This window comes from Mesorhizobium sp. RSR565B (genome assembly GCF_054719465.1).
In genome coordinates this window covers 2,593,072-2,615,146 of sequence record NZ_JBTTIE010000001.1, presented here as the reverse complement: position 1 = coordinate 2,615,146, position 22,075 = coordinate 2,593,072, and the positions used below count along the sequence as shown (strand labels likewise).

The following is a 22,075-nucleotide window of genomic DNA, read 5'->3' as shown; positions in this document are numbered from 1 at the left end:
TGGCCTAGTTGATTCTCCATTCTCCCAACACCGAATTGTGCGCGCCGTTCCTTAACTGTCTATGATTTTCCTGATCCCAGTCGGGTTTTATGCACGAAAACATGCAGTTAGCAGCGACCGCTGCCGAGTGCTGATGCAACCGAAACGGGAGCTGCGGCATCCCGCCACGCGAATCCAACGTCTAATGTTGCCGTCAGCGCGGAACTGTTAATAATGCCGCCGAATTCGCGGCTGCGTCGCCGTGATCCTGGCTGAGGTCAAGCCGGCGGGCTCGTTTGGGAGGAAAGTGAAGACATGTCCGAGGTGAAGATCCACCGCGTCCAGCCGGCGTGGAAGAAGAATGCGCTGATCGACAACGACACCTACCTCAAATGGTATGCCGACAGCGTGAAGAATCCGGACAAGTTCTGGGGCAAGCACGGCAAGCGCATCGACTGGTTCAAGCCGTTCAGCAAGGTCAAGAACACCTCCTTCGAGGGCAAGGTCTCGATCAAATGGTTTGAGGACGGCGAAACCAACGTCTCCTACAACTGCATCGACCGCCATTTGAAGAAGCGCGGCAACCAGACAGCCATCATCTGGGAAGGCGACAATCCCTACGACGACAAGAAGATCACCTATAACGAGCTCTACGAGCATGTCTGCCGGCTCGCCAATGTGATGAAGAAGCACGGCGTCAGGAAGGGCGACCGCGTCACCATCTACATGCCGATGATCCCGGAAGCGGCCTACGCGATGCTGGCTTGCACCCGCATCGGCGCCATCCACTCGATCGTCTTCGGCGGCTTTTCACCGGACGCGCTGGCCGGCCGCATCGATGACTGCAAGTCGACCTTCGTCATCACGGCCGACGAGGGCCTGCGCGGCGGCAAGCCGATCCCGCTGAAGGAAAACACCGACAGAGCGATCGAAATCGCCGCCAAGGCCGGCACCAAGGTCGATAAGGTGGTCGTCGTGCGCCGCACCGGCGGCAAGACCGGCTGGGTTCAGGGACGCGACATCTGGTACCATGACGAGATCGCCACGGTGAAAGGCGACTGCAAGCCGGAGAAGATGAAGGCCGAGGATCCGCTGTTCATCCTCTATACCTCAGGCTCGACCGGCAAGCCGAAGGGCGTGCTGCACACCACCGCCGGCTATCTCGTCTATGTCTCGATGACCCACCAATATGTCTTCGACTACCATGATGGCGATATCTACTGGTGCACCGCCGATGTCGGTTGGGTCACCGGCCACAGCTACATCGTCTATGGCCCGCTCGCCAACGGCGCCACCACGCTGATGTTCGAGGGCGTGCCGAATTACCCCTCGCAGTCGCGCTTCTGGGAAGTCATCGACAAGCACAAGGTCAACATCTTCTACACTGCGCCGACGGCACTGCGCGCGCTGATGGGCGCCGGCGACGAACCGGTGAAGAAGACCTCGCGCAAGTCGCTGCGCGTGCTGGGCTCAGTCGGCGAACCGATCAATCCGGAAGCCTGGGAGTGGTATTTCAACATCGTCGGCAACGGCAAGGTGCCGATCGTCGACACATGGTGGCAGACCGAGACCGGCGGCATCCTGATCACGCCGCTGCCCGGCGCCACCGACCTCAAGGCTGGTTCGGCGACGCGGCCCTTCTTCGGCATCAGGCCGCAGCTGGTCGACGGCGAAGGTAGGGTGCTGGAAGGGGCGGCCGACGGCAATCTCTGCATCGCCGATTCCTGGCCCGGCCAGATGCGCACCGTCTATGGCGATCATGACCGCTTCGTGCAGACCTATTTCTCCACCTACAAGGGCAAATACTTCACCGGTGACGGCTGTCGCCGCGACGCCGATGGCTATTACTGGATCACCGGCCGCGTCGACGACGTCATCAACGTTTCCGGCCACCGCATGGGAACGGCCGAGGTCGAATCGGCGCTCGTCAGCCATGAGAAGGTGTCGGAAGCAGCTGTCGTCGGCTATCCCCACGACATCAAGGGCCAGGGCATCTACAGCTACGTTACCTTGATGAAAGGCGTGGAGCCGAGCGAGGAACTGCGCAAGGAGCTCGTGGCCCATGTCCGCAAGGAGATCGGCGCCATCGCCTCGCCCGACAAGCTGCAGTTCGCGCCCGGACTGCCGAAAACCCGCTCCGGCAAGATCATGCGCCGTATCCTGCGCAAGATCGCCGAGGACGATTTTTCCGCACTCGGCGATACCTCGACACTGGCCGATCCGGCCGTGGTCGATGATCTGATCGCCAACCGCCAGAACAAGAAGGGCTGAGGGGATTTGATGGCTGCACTGGGCGCAGTCACGGAGCTCTGGCGTTACCCTGCAAGTTCGCTTGCCGGCGAACGCCAGGACGCCATTTCGGTCGGCCTTGAAACCATCGACGGCGACCGGCTGTTCGGCCTTGTCGATGTCTCGGACAATGAGATCGCGCGGCCCGACCGCGACGCCAAGTGGCACAAGGTGCCGCGCATCCGCACCCGGCTGAGCAAGGACCGCAAGCTGGAGATCGCCGTTCCCGACGGCGACTGGCTGGTAGCGCCGGGCGCTGAATGCGACAGCGCCGTCTCGACCTATCTCGGCTTCGCCGCCTCGATCCGGCCGTTCAGCCAGGACAACGCTCCCGGCTACACCGGCCCGCTGACCGCGGCGCGCTACCGCAAAGCGCCGATCCATCTCTTGACCACCGCATCGCTGGCCCGGCTCAAGGCGCTGCACCCCGAAGGCATTCCCGATCCGCGCCGCTTCCGCCCCACCATCGTCGTCGACATGGCGGCGGTCGAAGGCTCGTTTCCCGAGACCGAATGGATTGGCCGCAAGCTTGCCATCGGCGACCTGCTGGTGACCGTCTCGGAGCCGTGCCGCCGCTGCGGCTTCACCATCATCAGCCAGGACGGCTTCGACCACGATCCCGGCATCCTGCGCAATCTGGTCCGCCACAACGCCCATAATCTCGGCGTCTATTGCACTGTGGACAGGCCTGCCCGTGTCGAGATCGGCGCGCCGATGCGGTTCGTGTAGGCCTCTACCGCGAGGCAGCGAATCGCAGACCTTGGAAAGCGTGGGGTTCGGCCCCGAATCCTATCCCTACCGATACAGATCCGCCCGTGTCGGCGGCAGCCCGCTCGGGCCGCGTGCGCGTTTGGTGACGACGGTCTGAAAAATCTGCGCCGAGGCGCGCTCGAAGGTGATCGAGCAGCCGGTGAGATAAAGCAGCCACAGCCGTGCCTTGGCCTCGCCGACTTCGGCGACCGCCTCGTCGAAGCGAGCCTGTAGCCGCTGGGCCCACAGCCGGCAGGTGCGCGCATAGTGCTCGCGCAGATTCTCGACGTCGTAGACCAGGAAGCCATGCGCCTCCAGATTGCCCAGCGTCATGCCGATCGTGTCGAGTTCCCCGCCGGGGAAAATGTATTTGAGCAGCGCCTTGAACTCCGGCCCCTTGCGCAAGGTTTTCTTCAAGTCGCCCTTGCTTCGCCTGGTGATGGCGTGGTGCAGATAGATGCCGCCGGGCTTCAGCAAGCGATGGATGGTCTTGAAATAGCTGGCGTGGTTGGCGAGGCCGAGATGCTCGAACATGCCGATCGACGATATCTTGTCGAAGGAGCCTTTGAGTTCCGCATAGGATTTGATCTCGATGGTGATGCGGTCCTGCAGCCCTTCGGCGCGGATGCGCTCGCGGGCGAGATCGGTCTGCGCCTGCGACAGCGACACGCCATGGCCGACGACGCCGTAATTTTTGGCCGCATGGATCAGCATGGCGCCCCAGCCGCAGCCGATGTCGAGCAGCTTTTCGCCCGATTTCAGCCTGAGCTTGCGGCAGATATGGTCGAGCTTGTCGGCCTGCGCCTGGTCGATGCCATTGCCGAAATCCGTAAAGTAGCCGCAGCTGTAGACCATGCGCTCGTCGAGGAAGAGCCGGTAAAAGGCATTCGAAATGTCGTAGTGATGCTGGATCGCCTCCTGGCTCGACCCGCTGACATAGGGGTTGCGACCCGACAGATCGGTGCGTGCGCTCATCTGCTTGCGTGACAGGAGCACCGCCGGCAGGTCGCGCAGGATCGCCAGCTTCGGCAGCGACTTGAGCTTGGTCCTGAGCTTGCCTTGCGACGGCAGTGCGTAGAAATCGAAAATCGTCCCATTTTCGATGTCTATCGTCTTGGAGATCCACATCTCGATCAGCGTCGACAACGATGGCCGCTTCACCACCTGCCAGACGATGTCCTGGTCGTTGATGGTGAGCACGGGCCCGGTGGCGGGACCGATTCGCTCGCCGGTCCACAGCTTGACCGCAAAACCCGGCTTCAGCGTTTCGATCACCGTTCGCACGATGCGCGCGGCCTTCTCGGCTGCCTCCATGGCCATCCTCCCGAGTCCTGACAATCCACCTTGCATGGATTTTGCCCGCCCTCGCGGCTCTTCGCAACCCGGCGCAAAAGGCGGCTCGCCAGCTATTTCAAATCGGCATCTTGTTTTTTGCTGCAACGCACCCCATCATCTGTACGTGTTCAACAAATCGAAAGGAGGTGATCCGATGTCGAGTGATTTCGTTTTCCAGAACGTGGCCTCAGCGGATTGCACTTTCGGGAAGCAGTCTTCCCGTTAAGGCGCGATAAGCGCGGCGGGTGACCTCGGTCGCCGCCATTGGCCGCGCCACGGACGGAAACACGGAAGGCCGCCGGCTTCGTCAAGAAGCGGCGGCCTTTTCCATTCCGGATTGTGTGTCGAAGCGGATCAGAATCCGGTCACGCCAGCATCCGCGCGCTGACGGTCTTGTCGACGCCGTGATAGGGCGGGTTGAACAGATTGCCTTCCTGCTCATAGGTCCAGACCTTGAACAGCGAGAGCTGATGCGGCCCGAAGCTGTGCAGCAGTGGCACGTCCGTGGCATCACGACCGCGCGCGATGACGACGCGGCCTATCCTCGGACGATTATGACGGGGGTCGAACGTGTACCACTTGCCGTCGAGGAACACTTCCATCCAGGCCGAAAAATCCATCGGCGCCGGGTCAGCCGGTACGCCGATGTCGCCGAGATAACCGTTCACATAGCGGGCCGGGATGTTCATGCAGCGGCAGAGCGTGATCGCCAGATGGGCGAAGTCGCGGCATACACCAACCTGCTCCTCATGCGCCTGGGCCGCGGTGCGCGTCGACCGCGCATAGCCATAGCCGAAGGACAGCCGGTTGTGGACATAGTCGACGATCGCCTGCACCCGCGCCCAGCCAGAGGGAACATGGCCGAAAAGCTGCCAGGCCAGACTGCTCAGATGATCGGTCTCGCAATAGCGGCTGCCGAGGAGGTAGCCGAGCACATCGTCCGGCAGTTCCGCCACCGGGACTTCCCTGGCCAGCGTGTTGACCGCGTCAGGCTCGCCGCTGTCCTCGACGGCTGCGTCATAGAGAATGCGGAAACTGCCGGCGGGTACGGTGAAGCGGCGGCAGGTATTGCCGAACAGATCGTGATAGACCTTGCTCGGCACTGAAGGCGACGTCAGCACGCGCGTCTGCCGTTTGATGTCGGCCTGACGATCCCTGTGGATATCAAGCAGCGAGATGACCGGCGTGGCGCCGACGCATTCAATGGCGATTTCGTAGCCGAGCCGGATCAGCACAATGATTGCCCCTTCGATCCCGTGGAAAACAGTATGCTCAAAACGCCAGAGGCGGGACCATGGTTCCCTGGAACTATCGAAAAGGCTCTCCCGCGGCTTCCCAGGCAAGCGTGGCGACGTTACGGTCGCACGACATGTTTTGACCCTCCCGAAACGATCCCTAACCCCATGGAAAATCTGATGTTTGCAGGCAGAAAATTCGCCGCGTTCCTGTTCGATATGGATGGCACGGTGCTCAATTCGATCGCTTCGGCCGAGCGCGTCTGGGCGGCGTGGGCGCTTAAGCACGGTCTCGACGTCGAAGCCTTCCTGCCGACGATCCATGGCGTGCGGGCGGTCGAGACCATCACCAGGCTGGCGCTTCCCGGCGTCGACCCGGTGCATGAGGCGTTTGTGCTGTTGCAGGCGGAGTCGGACCATGTCGAAGGCGTGCTGCCGATCGCCGGCGCCGTGCCGTTCCTCAACGCTTTGCCGCCAGAGCGCTGGGCGATCGTCACCTCGGCGCCGCGCCTGTTGGCGCTGCTGCGCATGCGGGCCGCCGGCATCCCGGTTCCCGCCTTGGTGGTCGCGGCCGAGGATGTGTCGCACGGCAAGCCGGCGCCCGACTGTTTCCTGCTGGCGGCAAAACGGCTCGGCGTCGATATCGGCGACTGTCTGGTCTTCGAGGACGCACCGGCCGGTATCGCGGCGGCGGAAGCAGCGGGCGCGTCGGTGATGGTGATCAGCGCCACTCACCAGCATCCAATGACGACTCAGCACAACTCGATTGGCGGCTACGAAACCGTCTCCATCGCGATCGATGACAGCGGCTGGATGACGCTGGGGGCACAGCGCAGCGCGGCCTGAGGAACTGGAGGACTGGAGGACTGGAGGACTGGAGGACTGGAGGACTGGAGGACTGGAGGACTGCTATGCGCCTTTTTCTTCAACTCTTCAGTTCACCAGTTCCCCAGTTCTTCCGTTCCTGAACCCCTAGAAATCGCTAGCCAGTCCCTTCACTTCCCAGTCGCCGTAGCGGCCGGGTTCCTTGCCGCCGCGGCCGCCGATTTCCTTCGGCAACGCAGCTTCCTTCTGGCGATACGCTTCACGGCGCGCCTCGGCTTCAGCCAGCGCCCGGCTGGCCGCCGGCGTCAGGTCCTTCTCCCGGTCGGCATCAGCTTTGCTGGGTTGGTCGGTCATGCGATAGTCCGGGCGGATTGAAACGAAGGGCGGCGTTTCCCATCATATAGCCATGAGTTCACCCCGATCGACCTTTTTTTGCCACGGCCGCACAGGGAGCAGATGATGAGCACGCTACGCACCACCATGCTCCTGGCCGCGATGACGGCGCTGTTCATGGGCGTCGGTTTTCTGATCGGCGGCACCGGCGGCATGATGATCGCCTTCCTGGTCGCCGCGGGCACCAATCTGTTCAGCTACTGGAATGCCGACAAGATGGTGCTGTCGATGAACCACGCCGTCGAGGTCAACGCGAAGAACGCGCCCGAATTCCACGCCATCGTCGAGGCGTTGGCCAAGCAGGCCGGCCTGCCGATGCCCAAGACCTATCTGATCGACAATCCGCAGCCGAACGCCTTCGCCACCGGCCGCAATCCCGAGAACGCCGCGGTCGCGGCCTCGACCGGGCTGCTGGAGCGCCTGTCGCATGAGGAGGTGGCGGCAGTCATGGCGCATGAGCTGGCCCACATCCAGCATCGAGACACGCTGACCATGACCATTGTCGCGACACTCGCCGGCGCCATCTCGATGCTCGGCAATTTCGCCTTCTTCTTCGGCGGCAGCCGCGACAACAACAACCCGTTCGGCTTTGTCGGCGTGCTGGTGGCGATGCTGGTCGCGCCCTTCGCCGCCATGATCGTGCAGATGGCGGTCAGCCGCACCCGCGAATACGAGGCCGACCGGCGCGGCGCCGAAATCGTTGGAAATCCGCTTTGGCTGGCATCAGCGCTTGACAAGATCGCCCGCGGCGCCGAACGCATCCGCAACCCGGATGCCGAACGCAATCCCGCGACCGCGCATCTCTTCATCATCAATCCTCTTCACGGCGAGCGAATGGACAGCCTGTTTTCGACCCACCCGAACACCGACAACCGCATCGCCGCGCTGCAGGCGATGGCGCGCGACATGGCAGGCCGCCAGCCGGCGCCGCGCCAGGCGCCGACGCCAGAGCCGATCGAAGAATTGCCGGCCGATGCCGAGCAAGGTCCGTGGGGTAAGGCAGCACGCCCCACGCAGCCGACCAAACCGGCCAAGCCGAAAGCCAATCCGTGGGGCCGCAATCCGACCGGACCCAAAGGTCCGTGGTCGTGAGCGGCGCCAGATCCCGGCCCGCACATTCAGGCGATCGCGAAAACAGCTCGGACGAATTCGTCGCCGGCCTCGCCGCGCGCAAGGCCGCGGCGCGGCTGCTGGCCGCCGTTATCGACGCCAAAACGCCGCTCGACGGGCTGACGGACCACGAGAACGGCCACCCGCAATACAAGGTGCTCGACCTGCGCGACCGCGGCCTGGTGCGCGCCATACTGGTGACCGCGCTGCGCTACCGCATGACCATTGCCGGGCTCCTCGCCCGCCGCCTTGAAAAGCCGCTGCCGCCCAACGCCACAGCGCTGTCGCAAATCCTGCATGTTGCGGCGGCGCAGATCCTGTTCCTCGACATCCCCGACAGCGCCGCCGTCGATTTGGCTGTGACCCACGCCAAGTCGGACCCACGCACGCAGCGCTTTTCCGGCCTCGTCAACGGCGTGCTGCGCACTTTGGTGCGCGCCAAGGAAACCGAACTGCCGGCAGCTCTTGCCGCCACCGATGAGGCGCCAAAATGGTTCTCCGATCGCCTGAAAGCTGCCTATGGCCCTGAGATGACCAGACAGATCCTGGCGGCGCATCGCGTTGAGGCGCCGGTGGATTTCACGGTCAAGGCCGATCCCGAACTGTGGGCCGAAAAGCTCGGCGGCATCGTGCTGCCGACCGGCACGGTGCGAGTGGAAAAGCTCAGCGCCTCCGTCACCGAACTGCCGGGCTTCAGCGAAGGCGCATGGTGGGTCCAGGACGCCGCCGCCAGTTTTCCGGCGCGGCTGTTCGGCGATGTCAAAGGATTACGCGTCGCCGACCTCTGCGCCGCCCCCGGCGGCAAGACCGCTCAGCTTATCCTTGCCGGCGCCAAAGTCACCGCCTTGGACACCTCGAAGAACCGGCTGGCGCGGCTGACGCAGAACCTCGAACGGCTTGGGCTGTCCGCCGAGATCGTGCAGGCCGATCTGCTGAAATACCAGCCGGCGGAGCTTTTCGACGCCGTCCTGCTCGACGCGCCCTGCTCTTCCACCGGCACGGTTCGGCGCCACCCGGACGTGCCATGGACCAAGACGGTAGCCGACGTCGAAAAGCTAGCCGATCTGCAAGCAAAGCTGCTCGCCCGCGCCGTCACTTTGGTCAAACCGGGCGGCCGGATTGTTTTTTCCAACTGTTCGCTGGACCCGATCGAAGGCGAGGATCTGTATCGCGCCTTTCTGGCCGGCAACAAGACCGTCGCCGACGATCCGCTGCAGCCCGGCGAAATCGCTGGCATCGACGCCTTCCTGACCCCGCAAGGCACGCTGCGCACCACACCCGCCGATCTTGACCTTGGTTCGCCAGGGGTTTCCGGCCTGGACGGCTTCTTCGCCGCCCGCATGCGACGTCTGGCCTGACTCCGACGCGACGACATGCCTAAAGCATGTCGTTCAGACTCCAGTGCTTCCCCCACCTTGCATCGATCTCATCATCGACATTCTGGTAGCGGATATCGGTGGAGAGCCGGATACGCCCCTCCGCGCTCTGGTTGGTCGTCGAGGCGTGGATCATATAGGGCGAGTGGAGGACGACATCGCCGGCCTCGAAATCCGCGATCAGCCAGCGTGTATCGAACCGCTCCGCCATGTCGGGCAGGTCCTTCGACACCCAGCCGCCCTCGCTCATGTTCCTGTTGTAGGCGCTGATGCGCTCCTGCGGGCTCAGCCCGGCATTTTCCCTGGCGAACCGGGCCTCCATGTCGAGGCCGATGGCGTGCGATCCCTCGAGATAGACCAGGCCGCCCATGTCGACGGGAACGTCGCCGATCGGGATCCAGGCAGTGACGATGCGGCTGGTGCCGCCGCGCAGATAAACGAGGTCGTAATGCGCCGGCGTCGCCACGGTGGTGCCCGGTTGGGTGAAACGCATGATCTTGCGCTTGTGCAAATAGGACAGCCCGCCGACGAACGCATCCATTAGCCGGGCCATCAGGGGCTGTGCGCAGAACCCTTCATAGGCGGTGGAGCGAACCAGCGCCATCAACCGGCGATCGGCGAGCTGACGGTCGAACGTTCCGGCGGCCGCCGCCAGGCCAAGCGCGGGATCGGACCCGGGCTGCAGCAAGCCGGTGTCGGCCAGATACGAAAACACCCAGCCGCGAAAATCGATGACGTCGCGGCGCGGCAGCATACTTTTCAGCCAGACATAGCCTTGCTCGGCAAGGAGGCCGCGAATGGCATCGATGCCGACCCCGGCGTCGGTTGGCACGAGATGACCCAACCGGTTCGGCGCCATCGATAATGTCTTGCCGTTGGCGTTCAGATCGATTGACGCAACAGGAATCCGTCGTTGCGTGCCACCTGTTGAGCTTGACATTTCAGCCACCTGCGATTTTCCATCCTTAGCTGGAAATGCCATACTGTTCGCACGCTCGCCCATGGACGGAACGAAGCCATGGACTTTTCGCTCATGAACGATCACCCTTACGCGCTCTACAGATCCGCACCGGCCGCGGCCGGCGGCCTGTCGGTTACAGGGATTGGTCGGCATCGCGTCACGCAGGCGATCCAAGCGCGCAAATTGCCGGAATTCGCCGTGGTGCTGATTGAGAACGGTCAAGGCTGGCTTGAAACCAAGACTGCCGGCATGCAGATGATCCAAGCGCCGGCCCTGTTCTGGCTGCTTCCCGGGAGGATGCATTCCTACGGGCCGGACGCATCGGGCTGGCTCGAACGCTGGGCGCTCTTCGACGGCGCCTTGATACGCGATTTCACCCGGCTGCGGCTGATTGCCGAGGACGCCCCTGTCGTCCCCTTGCGCGACCTCGGCAAAATGCAGCGGCTGTTCGACAGGCTGCATGGTGAGCTGTCGCTCGATACGATGCTGAGCCAGGCAGAAGCCGCCGCCACGATGCATCGCATCGTCGTGCGTGCTGCCCGCCAGGCAATGGATTGGAACAACCGTCAACGAAATCCCGGCTTCCAGCATGCCGACATGCAGCCCATCATCGACGAATTGCGCCGCTGCGCGTGCGACCCGGTGGATCTCGATGCCTTCGCCGCGAAATTCTCGATGTCGCCGGCAACCTTGCGGCGCAGATTTGCGCGGGCAGCCGGCATGTCGCCCAAGGCCTTCCAACTGCCCACGAGGCTCGACCGCGCCAAACAGATGCTGGCCGCCTCCGATTCGCCCATCGAGTCCATTGCGGCCGCCGTCGGCATCCACGACGCCTTCTATTTCTCCCGTCTGTTTCGCGACCGCGAAAGCTGTTCGCCCAGCGAATTTCGGTCTCGCCACAACCGCAAGTGAGTGCCGGATTGCCAGGCTTAACCCCGCGAAGCACTTGACTTTTTTCGGGGTGGGTCGGTGGCCGGCAGCGTGAGGCGCTTCACGTCGGCGGAATTCGACTTCGCACAAGTTCTTGAATCATATAAGCTTGTGCTGGGGTACCGGAACATGATGCCGAAACCTGCGACGCGGTTTTCGGGCGACAGCATGCTCTATCTCCAGGCGACGAGGAGGGGTTTTGGCACTGGCTGCCGGCAGCACGACACGTCTGTGGACGCTTGTCGCTAAGGAGTTTTGGCGCAAGACGCGCCGGCGCCTTCGCGCAGGGCCAGTCTATCGCTGGCGCTATTCCGGGCGCACGCCCGAACGCGTCCTGATTGCACCGCCCGACCTCAGGCTCGCCGATCCGCAGATCGCGCTCGAGATCTACTATGGCCGCTATCCGCTGTCGGGACACCTCGTCGAGACCGGCGGCAAATCGCCATTCCAGATCGATGTCGCCAATCGCGGCTGGGTGAAGACGCTGCACGGCTTTCGCTGGCTGCGCCATATGCGCGCCGCCGGCACCGAGCTGGCCGCCGCCAATGCACGCGCGCTTGTCTCCGACTGGATCGCCATGCATGGCAACCAGATTTCCGGCATAGCCTGGGAGCCCGGCACTACCGCCAAGCGAGTCATTGCCTGGTTGCAACACTCCTCGGTTGTCCTACAAGGGGCCGAATTTCCGTTCTATCGCGCCTTCCTGAAATCGCTCGCCGTGCAGATCCGCTATCTCCGCTCGATGGCGCGCGAGATGCCGGACGGCAAGGACAGGCTGCGCGCTCGCATCGCGCTTGCCTTCGCCGCGCTGTCGCTGCCGGCGCCGGCCTCGGCACTGCGCGGCGCCACCCGCAACCTGGCGGAAGAACTCGACCGCCAGATCCTTCCCGACGGCGGCCATATTTCGCGCAACCCGATGGCGGTTCTCGAACTGCTCGCCGATCTCCTGCCGCTGCGCCAGACCTATGCTAACCAGGCCGAAACGCCACCGGCAGCCCTGATGGGCGCCATCGACCGCATGCTGCCGGCGCTCCGTTTCTTCCGCCATCAGGATGGCAGCCTGGCCCGCTTCAACGGCATGGGCGCCACCATCCACGACCGTATAGCCACCATCTTGCGCCACGACGACACCGCCGGCGCGCCGCTGCTGCACGCGCCGCATTCCGGCTATGAGCGCCTGTCGATGGGCGGCGTGACGGTGATTGCCGATACCGGCCCGTCGCCGGCCGTCGATGTGTCCAACGCCGCGCATGCCGGGTGCCTGGCCTTCGAACTCTCGTCCGGTCGCCAGCATTATATCGTCAATGCCGGCATCGACACCTATGGCGCCGCCGAGTTCCGACCGCTGGCCCGTGCCACCGCGGCGCATTCGACCGCCACCATCAACGACACCTCGTCGGCGCGGTTTTCCCATTCGCTGCGCGTCAACGACCTGCTCGGCTCGCCCTTGCTCGGCGGCCCGCAGCATGTGCCTTGCAAGCGCATCGACCAGAAGGGCACGCAAGGCTTCATCGCCCGCCATGACGGCTATATGCAGCGCTTTGGCTTCCTGCATGAGCGCGAGCTGAAACTGTCGAGCGAGGGCAATGTGCTCGCCGGCAGGGATCGCTTCCTCCGCCCGGGCGGTGCGGCGATCCGCAACAATGGCCGCGACTTCGTCGTGGTGCGCTTCCACATCCACCCTGATATCAACCTTTTGCAGGACGAGCATGACCGCCTGGTGCTGACCGCCGACCAGGCCGACACCTGGGTGTTCACCTGCACCGAAGTGGTGCCGGAGGTCGAGGAATCGATCTATTTCGCCGGCCTTGGCGGCCCACGCCGCAGCCGCCAGATCGTGCTCGCCTTCAAGGCCTCGGAGATCGCCGAGGTGCATTGGCAGCTCACGCGCACCGGCATCGCCGGCTATCCCGAGAACAGCTGAGCGCCGTTGCCGGCGCCGGCTTGATCGAGCTTCCGGCTTGATTTCCTGACCTCATGTGCTACGGCCCGGCAACGCTCTCCATCAGCCCTGAAAGGCCGCCAGCCCATGGCCGTCGCCGCTAAGAACATTCCGGCACCCGACCTCGTTCCGGTCCGCCGCGCCCTGCTTTCCGTCTTCGACAAGACCGGCCTGACCGACTTCGCCAAAGGGCTGGTCGCGGCCGGCGTCGAGCTGGTCTCGACCGGAGGTACGGCAAAGGCGATCGCCGAGGCGGGGCTGGCGGTGCGTGACGTCTCGGAACTGACAGGCTTTCCCGAGATCATGGACGGCCGCGTCAAGACGCTGCACCCGTCGGTGCATGGCGCACTGCTCGGCGTGCGCGACGATCCCGAACACGCCAAGGCGATGCACGATCACCGCATCGAGCCGATCGATCTGCTCGTCTGCAATCTCTACCCGTTCGAGGAGGTCCGCCGTTCCGGCGCCGACTATGCCGCTGTTGTCGAGAACATCGACATTGGCGGCCCGGCGATGATCCGCGCTTCGGCCAAGAATCACGCCTATGTCGCCATCGTCACCGATCCCGGCGACTACGCCTCGGTGCTGAACGCGCTGGAGATGAACATCGGCTCGCTGTCGCTGGATTTCCGCCAGAAGCTGGCGGCCAAGGCCTTTGCCCGCACCGCCAGCTACGATGCGGCGATCTCCGGCTGGTTCGCCGAAACGCTTGAGATCGAGCACCCGACCTGGCGCGCCTTCGGCGGCAGGCTGGAAAGCGTCATGCGCTATGGCGAGAACCCGCATCAGAGCGCCGGCTTCTACGTCAATGGCGACAAGCGGCCCGGGGTCGCCACGGCTCGCCAGTTGCAGGGCAAGCAGCTGTCCTACAACAACATCAACGACACCGATGCCGCCTTCGAGCTGGTCGGCGAGTTCGATCCCAACCGCTGCGCCGCCGTTGCCATCATCAAGCACGCCAACCCGTGCGGCGTCGCCGAGGACGCTTCGCTGGCTGCTGCCTATGCGAGAGCGCTGGCCTGCGACCCGGTTTCGGCCTTTGGCGGTATCGTTGCCATGAACCGCATCCTCGATACCGAAGCGGCTCAGGAGATCGTAAAAACCTTCACCGAGGTGATCATCGCGCCGGACGCGTCGGAGGACGCTGTCCGCATCATCGCCGCCAAAAAGAATTTGCGACTGCTGGTCACCGGCGGTCTGCCCGATCCGCACGCCGGCGGCATCACTGTGAAATCCGTCGCTGGCGGCATGCTCGTCCAGGGCCGCGACAACGCGGTGGTCGACGATCTCGAGCTCAAGGTGGTGACCAAGCGCGCACCGAGTGCGGCCGAGATGGCCGACCTCAAATTCGCTTTCCGCATCGCCAAGCACGTCAAGTCGAACGCCATCGTTTACGCCAAGGACGGCGCCACGGTCGGCATCGGCGCCGGCCAGATGAGCCGCGTCGATTCCTCGCGCATCGCCGCACGCAAGGCGCTCGACGCGGCGGAAGCAGCTGGCCTCGCGGAGCCGTTGACCAAGGGCTCGGTGGTCGCCTCCGACGCTTTCTTCCCTTTCGCCGACGGGCTGATCTCAGCCATCGAAGCCGGCGCCACGGCGGTGATCCAGCCCGGCGGCTCGATGCGCGACGACGACGTCATCGCCGCCGCGGATGAACATGGCATCGCCATGGTGTTTGCGGGCGTGAGGCATTTTAGGCATTAGGCGCCGAGGCGGATGAGGGGTGTTTCAGCGGAGTGAGACGTTGGTGTCTTCTGGAACACCGCTCATCCGTCGCCTGCGGCGACACCATCTCCCACAAGGGGAGAAGGAAGAGCCGCGCTATTCCACCGGCTGATCCGCCGGGTACGGCGTCCAGATCAATATCGCGATCCCCACGCCGAGGAACAGCACGATTGCCGCCATGCCCAGCCGCGCCGAGCCGCTGGCGAGCGTGATCGACGCCACCATGAACGGCGCCAGGAAACTCGTCGCCCTTCCGGCCAGCGCATAGATGCCGAAATAGCGGCCGGATTCGGCTGCGGTCACGCTGCGCGCCATGTAGGAGCGTGACGACGCCTGCACCGGTCCGAACGCCAGCCCGATCAACAGGCCATAGAAAATGTAGGCCTTTTCCGCCGCCGTGCCGAACAGGCCGCCACTATCGGCTCCCGGCATCATCCAGGCGCCGAACAGCGTGTAGCCTGGCCCGGTCGAAACGATGCCGATGGTGGCTATGCTGAGCAGGACGAGCGAAATCATCACGATGGTCTTGGAGCCAAGCGCGGTGTCCAGCCATGCGGCAACCAGGCAGCCGACGATGGCGACGACGTTGAGAATAATGCCGAACATGCCGATCTCGGTGATCGACCAATGGAACATCGCTGCCGCAAAGGTGCCGCCCAAAGCGAGCAGCGCATTGACGCCGTCCTGATAAATCATGCGGGCGACAAGGAAGCGGAAGATGCCTTTGCGCCGGCGCACTTCAGTCAGCGTCGACTTCAGCTCCGACAGCCCCTCGCGCACCGCCGGCCCGATCGGAATGCCTTTGATGGCGTCCGGCGTGAAGAAGAACATCGGCAGGATGAACAGGAAATACCAGCCAGCCGACAGCGGCCCGGTGGCGCGCGCGTCCTCGCCGAGTTTCGGGTCGAGCCCAAAGAGCGGGTCGATGCCGATGATCGTCTTGCCGGTCTCCGACGAACCCGCCAGACAGGCGACGACAAAGATCAGCGCGATCATGCCGCCGAGATAACCAAGTCCCCAGGCAATGTTGGAGACGTGGCCGATCTCGCTCTTCGGCACCAGGCGCGGCATCATCGAATCGTTGAACACGGTCGAGAATTCCGCCGCGACCGAAGCGAGAGAAAAGAACAGCACCACCAGGAAAAGGTTCGAGCCGGGAGCGGCGAACCATAGCAGGCAAAGGCTGATGATCTTGATCGAGGCGAAGAACGCAATCCACGGCTTGCGCGGCCCGGTCTGGTCGGCAATCGAGCCGAGGATGGGCGACAAAACGGCAATGACCAGGCCCGCAACAGCGATGCCGTAGCCCCAGGCCGCCTGGCCTGAGACCGGATCGCTCGCCATGCGCGAGACGAAATAAGGCCCGAAGATGAAGGTGGTGACGACGGTGAAAAACGGCTGCGCCGCCCAGTCGAAGAACATCCATCCCCAGATGCCACGCCCGGATGCCCGCTGCACTGCATCTACCGCCGCCATGATGATTCCCCCGGACACCGCGCTTGTCGGACGCCATGTCTGCATGTTTCGAATGCTCATGCAAACCGCCAAAGATTCGCGCTGCCCCTCACCTGGATGTCGCCGCTGTCTACCTGCATAGAGACGCGAAGAAAGGCGCCGCGCCCCTACCTCCCCCTTGTGGGGAGGTCGGACCGAAGGTCCGGGTGGGGGTCGGTGCCGCACCCCCACCCCGCTGCTTCGCAGCGACCCTCCCCACAAGGGGGAGGGTAAAGTCCCGAGCCTCACATCCCCGTCAGATCGCTCATCAGCCCCGAAGCCACCGACAGCCTGGACACGGTGATATCCCCGCCTTCGGTCAGCGCCTGCAGCCGCTCGCGGATGCGCGCCACGCGCTCGCCTCCGGCTTCCAGCCAGGCCGCCACAGGATCCGCCGTCCCGGCATGGCCGGCGAGAGCCGCCACCGCAATGCCGCGCCGCGCCGCGCCGATCGTGTCGGTGGCGCGCGACAGCGCCAGCTGGTCGTAATAGTCCGACGGCGTGATTGAACGCGCCGCCTCTTCGACGCGCGGAATGCGGAAGGCATCGCTGACGGCGAAGAACGCCTTGGCCGAGGCGACGACGTCGGCATTGGCCGTGCGCGCCGTCAGTGCGATGTCGGGGATCAGTCCCGCCACATCGGCCATTGCCAGCTGCCCGGCGAGCTTTTCCGGGGCGCCGGCCTTGAACAGGCCATCCCGCCTCTCCTCGACCCGCTCGCGGGAGAAGGCCGGCAGCAGCGAGAGCAGCTTCGGCTCCAGCGCCATGCGCGCTTCTTGCAGTTCGGCAATGCGCTGGCCGAGCGCTGCGGTGCCGGCATCGTTCTTCAGGTACCAGCCGCTGGTCACGAAGATAAGCCGGCTGACGGACTGGTAGAGATCGAGCTGCGCCTGGCCGTCGATGTGGCTGTCCAGCGCATCGATCTCCCGATAGAGCGCCGGCAACGCGAAGCCGTCGCGCACCACGGCGAAGGTGCGCACCACGTCGGCCGCGCTGCGCCCCGTGGCTTCCTGCAGCCGGTTGACGAATGACGGTCCGCCGCGATTGACGAGATCGTTGGCGACGACGCGGGCGATGATTTCGCGGCGCAGCCGGTGGCCATGGATCTCGGCCGCATATTTCTTCGTCATCCGGTCAGGGAAATAGCCCATCAGGTCGCGGTCGAAATGCGCGTCGTCAGGCACGTCGCTGGCGACGATGTCGGAAAACAGCACGATCTTGGCATAGGCGAGCAGCACGCCAAGCTCCGCCCGGGTCAGCGGCTCGCCACGCGCCTCGCGCTCGGCAAGGGCGGCCGGCGACGGCAGCGTCTCGACAGCGCGGTCGAGCAGGCCCCGAGCCTCCAGCGCCGCCATGAACCGGCTCTGGTGCGCGATGTCGGCAAGGCCGCGCTTGCCGGCGATGGAAAGCGCCAGCGTCTGTTCGTAATTGTTGGACAGCACGAGGCCGGCGACCTCGTCGGTCATCTCGGCCAGCAGCTTGTTGCGCGCCGGCCGGGTCAGCGATCCCTTGCGCATGGCGGACGCCAGCGCGATCTTGATGTTGACCTCGACGTCGGAGCAGTTGACGCCGCCGGAATTGTCGATGGCATCGGAGTTGCAGCGACCGCCATTCATGCCGAATTCGATGCGGGCACGCTGCGTGACGCCGAGATTGGCGCCCTCGCCGATCACTTTGGCCCGCACATCGAGCGCGGTGATGCGGATGGCGTCGTTGGCGCGGTCGCCGACTTCGGCATTGGTTTCGCCCGAGGCCCGTAAATACGTGCCGATGCCGCCGAACCACAGAAGGTCGACGTTCGCCTTGAGGATGGCGGTCATGATCTCGGCCGGTGTCGCGGTGGTCTTGGCGAGGCCAATCGCCGCCGCCGCTGCCGCAGGCAGCGTGATCGACTTCTGGCTGCGCGAGACGATGACGCCGCCTTCCGACAGTTTGGTCTTGTCATAGTCCTGCCAGGACGAACGCGGCAGCGCGAACATGCGCTCGCGCTCGGCCATCGACGCCACCCTGTCTGGATCGGGATCGATGAAGATGTCGCGATGGTCGAAGGCGGCGATCAGCCTGGTCTGCGGCGACAGCAGCATGCCGTTGCCGAACACGTCGCCCGACATGTCGCCGACGCCGACGACGGTGAAGGGGGTGGCCTGGATGTCGCGGTTGATCTCGCGGAAATGCCGCTTGACCGCTTCCCAGGCGCCTTTGGCGGTGATGCCCATCTTCTTGTGGTCGTAACCGGCCGAGCCGCCGCTGGCGAAGGCGTCGTCGAGCCAGAAGCCGTGGCTTTCGCTGACGGCGTTGGCGGTGTCGGAAAAGGTCGCCGTGCCCTTGTCGGCGGCGACGACGAAATAGGGATCGTCGGGGTCGCGCCTGACAACGCCGGCCGGCGGGATGACACCGTCCAGCCCGATATTGTCGGTAATCGACAACAGGCTGGAAACGAAATTCTTGTAGGCCGAGGTGCCGGCCTCGAAGATGGCGTCGCGGCCGGCGCTCATCGGCAGCTTCTTCGGATAGAAGCCGCCCTTGGCGCCGACCGGCACTATGACGGCGTTCTTGACCTGCTGCGCCTTGACCAGGCCGAGCACCTCGGTGCGGTAATCCTGGGCGCGGTCCGACCAGCGCAGGCCGCCGCGCGCAACCGGGCCGAAGCGCAGATGCACGCCCTCGACCTCGGACCCATAGACGAAGATCTCGCGCCACGGCCGCGGCGCCGGCAGGCCTTCGACCGCTTGCGAGTCCAGCTTGATCGCCAGCGACTGGCCCCGCGCCTTCGTTCCCGCAACGAAATGATTGGTGCGCAACGAGGCTTCGATCAGGTTGAGATAGCGGCGGATGATGGTGTCGTCATCGATGTTGGGGACTTCCTCCAGCGCGTCCTTGATCTTGGCCTTGAGGTGCTTGGCGGCGATGACGCCTTCCGTCTCGGCGGTCGGGCCGAGACGAGCGACGAACAGTGCATGCAGGCCGCGCGCAATGTCGGGATAGCGGTTGAGCGCGGCCGCGATGAAATCCTGGCTCTGCGGGATACCGGCTTGCTGCAGGTAGCGGCCATAGGCGCGCAGAATGCTGACTTCGCCCGACCACAGGCCGGCGGTCTGGGCAAGCCCGTTATAGCTGTCATTGTCGATGTCGCCGCGCCAGACCGACAGGAACGCGTCCTCGAACAGCGCGCCGCCATCGCTGAGGTCGATCGGCTTGCCGTAGCTGTTCTCCAGCTCCATGTCGTGGACGAAGACGGTGTCGCCGCCGTCCTCGCCAACCTCGAAGGTGCGCTCGCTGATGACGCGGAAGCCGATGTTTTCCAGCACCGGCACGCGACGCGACAGCGCTACCGGGCTGCCGTGGTGGTAGATCTTCAGCGCTGCCTGATGCGGTTTCTGCTCGGCATGGCGGTAATAGTCGATGGCGATCGGGTTGGCGGTGCTGATGCCGGCGATGCGCCCCGCATCCTTCAGCGCGACGGCCGCGCTGAAGGAATCGCGATAGCTCTCAGGCAGACGCGCGGCGATCGCCTTCAGCGATGGATCGCCGCCGACGGCTTCCGCGGCTTCGGCCAGCGCGTCGTCCCAGGTTCGCACGATATCGCGGATCGCCGCTTCGATCACCGCCTGCTCGACCTTCGGCGTCTTGCCGCCCGAGCGGCCGATGATGAAATGCACACGCGCCAGCCCGCCTTCCGGAAACGCCGGATAATAAGCCGACAAACGGCCTTCGAAGACGGTCTTGAGATAGGTGCCGATCTTCTCGCGCACGACGCTGTCATAGCGGTCGCGCGGCACGAAGACGAGGATCGAGACGAAGCGGTCGAACTGGTCGGCGCGCACCAGCGCCCGCACCCGCGGCCGCTCCACCAGGCCGAGAATGGCCGCGGCGTGCTTCTTCAGGATCGGCACCGGCACCTGGAACAGTTCGTCGCGCGGATAGCTCTCCAGAACGTTGATCAGTGCCTTGCCGGAATGGTCGTGCCGGTCAAAGCCGGACTTGGCGATGATGGTCTCGGCCTTTGACCTCAGATACGGGATTTTCATCACCGAGCGCGTGTAGGCAGTCGAGGTGAACAGGCCGACCATGCGCAACTCGCCGGCAAGCGTGCCCTTGGCGGTGTAGGTTTTGACGCCGATATAATCGAGATAAATGCGGCGGTGCACCAGCGACTTGGCGTTGGCCTTGGTGACGATCAGCGGCTCCGGCCCATGCAGGAAGGCGCGGATTTCGGGCGTCGTCGTCACCGCCTCGGTGCCGCGCCGGAGCACCAGCACATCCGGGTCGGCGAGGATGCCGAGACCGGGTTTGTCGGCGCGCTCCAGATTGCCGCTCTCCGCGCCGCCGGAATATTTGAACTCGCGCATGCCAAGGAAAGTGAAATTGTCGTCGCGCAGCCATTCAAGGAAGGCGATGGCCTCGGCAACGCTCTTCTTGTCGAGCGGCACGGCGGAATAGCGGAATTCGGAAATCGCCTTGTCGAGACGGGCGAGCATCGGCTTCCAGTCGCTGACGGCGGCGCGCACCTGGTTGAGCATCTTGCGCAGGCGGTCGGCCAGCGCGTCGGCCTGCTCCGCCGTCAGGCGCGGAATATGGACATGGACGACGCTCAGGCGGTCGTGATTGCCATCGTCCTTGAGGGCGCTGCCGTCGCCGAGGATCTCGTCGACGCCGGCCTTGCCGTGACGCACGACGATGACCGGATGGGTGACCAAAGTCGGTTCGCCGGCGGTTTCTGTGATCTCGCCGAGGATCGAATCGAACAGGAACGGCATGTTGTCGTTGACGACTGTGATGATCGTCATCGGGCGGCCCTCGCGGGAGACGCCCGACCCGGCATCGACGGCGACGACACTTTGGCCCTTCTTGTGGGCGGCGACCGCACGTCCTGCCAGGTCGGCGGCGCGCTCCAGGTCGGCGGCGTCATAGGCGGCAATGTCTTCGGCCGGCGCGCGGGCCAGCAGATAGTCGGCGAGCCTGGCCGGCTTCCTGTCGGGTTTCACCCCGGCATTGGCTGTTTTCTTCGGCTTAGCTGCGGATTTCACGCTCGCCATGTTGTCCTCCCGTCACATGCTTTTACGACTATGGTAGCAGATGACCGCTGTTTGGCGACAAAGGTTTGACGGCTCGATAAGAATTACAGGAATTCGACGGCCAGGCGGCGGTGAACCAGGAGGAGACCCCATGTCCGGCAAAATCAGCGCACTTGACCTCGGTATCGCGGAACTGAGCGAGGCGACAAAAGCCTATTTCGCCAAATGCGAGGAAAAGCTCGGCCTGGTTCCCAACGTGCTTCTTGCCTATGCCTTCGACGAGAAGAAGCTGCGCGCCTTTACCGACACCTACAATGATCTGATGCTGGGTGAATCCGGCCTGTCGAAGCTGGAACGGGAGATGATCGCGGTCGTCGTTTCCTCGATCAATAACTGCTATTATTGCCTGGCCGCGCATGGCGCGGCGGTGCGCCAGCTCTTCGGCGATCCGGCTCTCGGCGAGATGATGGTGATGAACTTCCGCGCTGCCAATCTTTCACCGAAACAGACGGCGATGCTCGAATTCGCCGTCAAGCTGACGGAAGAGCCGGCAAAGATCGTCGAGGCGGACAGGGAAGCACTGCGCAACGCCGGCTTCACCAACCGCGACATCTGGGACATCGCCTCGACCGCCGCCTTCTTCAACATGTCGAACCGCGTGGCGGCGGCCATCGACATGCGGCCGAACGATGAATACCACGCCATGGCGAGGTGAG

Annotated in this window: 15 protein-coding genes; 9 read left to right on the top strand and 6 right to left on the bottom strand. The window is 64.1% G+C overall.

Features of this window, described 5'->3' with window-relative positions:
* Positions 1–294: 294 nt before the first annotated feature.
* Together acs and ACYG9R_RS12695 are read left to right on the top strand one after the other, a co-directional pair.
* On the top strand, positions 295–2,250 hold the full coding sequence (acs, locus tag ACYG9R_RS12700; RefSeq protein ID WP_023693191.1) for an acetate--CoA ligase: 1,956 nt from the start codon (positions 295–297) through the stop codon (positions 2,248–2,250).
* A 9-nt stretch (positions 2,251–2,259) separates the two neighbouring features.
* A complete protein-coding gene (locus ACYG9R_RS12695) occupies positions 2,260–2,997 on the top strand; it encodes an MOSC domain-containing protein (protein ID WP_023818256.1) in 738 nt (245 codons plus the stop codon).
* A gap of 66 nt (positions 2,998–3,063) precedes the next feature.
* Here the strand turns inward: ACYG9R_RS12695 and ACYG9R_RS12690 are convergent, their stop codons facing one another.
* Positions 3,064–4,332: an SAM-dependent methyltransferase gene (locus tag ACYG9R_RS12690; RefSeq protein WP_023824304.1), complete on the bottom strand. Its 1,269-nt coding sequence runs from the start codon at positions 4,330–4,332 to the stop codon at positions 3,064–3,066.
* Positions 4,333–4,718: 386 nt separating this feature from the next.
* The gene (locus tag ACYG9R_RS12685; protein WP_023700201.1) at positions 4,719–5,588 is read right to left on the bottom strand and encodes a transglutaminase-like domain-containing protein; all 870 of its coding nucleotides are present in this window, start codon (positions 5,586–5,588) and stop codon (positions 4,719–4,721) included.
* A gap of 180 nt (positions 5,589–5,768) precedes the next feature.
* On the opposite strand from ACYG9R_RS12685, the gene ACYG9R_RS12680 reads away from it, so the two are divergent.
* Complete coding sequence (locus tag ACYG9R_RS12680; protein ID WP_023824305.1) at positions 5,769–6,434, top strand: HAD-IA family hydrolase; 666 nt, start codon at positions 5,769–5,771, stop codon at positions 6,432–6,434.
* 126 nt (positions 6,435–6,560) lie between these two features.
* Here the strand turns inward: ACYG9R_RS12680 and ACYG9R_RS12675 are convergent, their stop codons facing one another.
* A complete protein-coding gene (locus ACYG9R_RS12675) occupies positions 6,561–6,767 on the bottom strand; it encodes a DUF1674 domain-containing protein (protein WP_023688862.1) in 207 nt (68 codons plus the stop codon).
* A gap of 105 nt (positions 6,768–6,872) precedes the next feature.
* Between ACYG9R_RS12675 and htpX the strand changes: the two genes are divergently transcribed.
* Both htpX and ACYG9R_RS12665 read left to right on the top strand, forming a co-directional pair.
* On the top strand, positions 6,873–7,898 hold the full coding sequence (gene htpX, locus ACYG9R_RS12670) for a zinc metalloprotease HtpX (RefSeq protein ID WP_023824306.1): 1,026 nt from the start codon (positions 6,873–6,875) through the stop codon (positions 7,896–7,898).
* Positions 7,889–9,274 carry an RsmB/NOP family class I SAM-dependent RNA methyltransferase gene (locus ACYG9R_RS12665; protein ID WP_023726114.1) on the top strand — a complete coding sequence of 462 codons (1,386 nt, stop codon included), beginning with the start codon at positions 7,889–7,891 and terminating at the stop codon, positions 9,272–9,274. The genes htpX and ACYG9R_RS12665 overlap by 10 nt, the downstream gene beginning before the upstream one ends.
* 19 nt (positions 9,275–9,293) lie before the next feature.
* Here ACYG9R_RS12665 and ACYG9R_RS12660 read toward each other — a convergent pair whose 3' ends face one another.
* Positions 9,294–10,232 carry a phytanoyl-CoA dioxygenase family protein gene (locus ACYG9R_RS12660; protein WP_023668640.1) on the bottom strand — a complete coding sequence of 313 codons (939 nt, stop codon included), beginning with the start codon at positions 10,230–10,232 and terminating at the stop codon, positions 9,294–9,296.
* 78 nt (positions 10,233–10,310) lie between these two features.
* On the opposite strand from ACYG9R_RS12660, the gene ACYG9R_RS12655 reads away from it, so the two are divergent.
* From ACYG9R_RS12655 to purH, 3 genes are all read left to right on the top strand, one after another.
* The gene (locus tag ACYG9R_RS12655) at positions 10,311–11,165 is read left to right on the top strand and encodes a helix-turn-helix transcriptional regulator (protein ID WP_460221826.1); all 855 of its coding nucleotides are present in this window, start codon (positions 10,311–10,313) and stop codon (positions 11,163–11,165) included.
* A 217-nt stretch (positions 11,166–11,382) separates the two neighbouring features.
* Entirely contained in the window at positions 11,383–13,107 is a 1,725-nt protein-coding gene (locus ACYG9R_RS12650) for a heparinase II/III family protein (RefSeq protein ID WP_023693200.1), read from the top strand.
* A 105-nt stretch (positions 13,108–13,212) separates the two neighbouring features.
* Entirely contained in the window at positions 13,213–14,829 is a 1,617-nt protein-coding gene (gene purH / locus ACYG9R_RS12645) for a bifunctional phosphoribosylaminoimidazolecarboxamide formyltransferase/IMP cyclohydrolase (RefSeq protein ID WP_023824308.1), read from the top strand.
* 117 nt (positions 14,830–14,946) lie between these two features.
* Here the strand turns inward: purH and ACYG9R_RS12640 are convergent, their stop codons facing one another.
* Both ACYG9R_RS12640 and ACYG9R_RS12635 read right to left on the bottom strand, forming a co-directional pair.
* Positions 14,947–16,326, bottom strand: coding sequence for an MFS transporter (locus tag ACYG9R_RS12640; RefSeq protein ID WP_023824309.1), 1,380 nt, complete (start codon positions 16,324–16,326; stop codon positions 14,947–14,949).
* Between the two features lie 263 nt (positions 16,327–16,589).
* Positions 16,590–21,380, bottom strand: coding sequence for an NAD-glutamate dehydrogenase (locus ACYG9R_RS12635; RefSeq protein WP_023824310.1), 4,791 nt, complete (start codon positions 21,378–21,380; stop codon positions 16,590–16,592).
* A gap of 130 nt (positions 21,381–21,510) precedes the next feature.
* Between ACYG9R_RS12635 and ACYG9R_RS12630 the strand changes: the two genes are divergently transcribed.
* Positions 21,511–22,074, top strand: a complete 564-nt coding sequence (locus ACYG9R_RS12630) for a peroxidase-related enzyme (protein WP_023824311.1) — start codon at positions 21,511–21,513, stop codon at positions 22,072–22,074.
* Position 22,075: the final 1 nt, after the last annotated feature.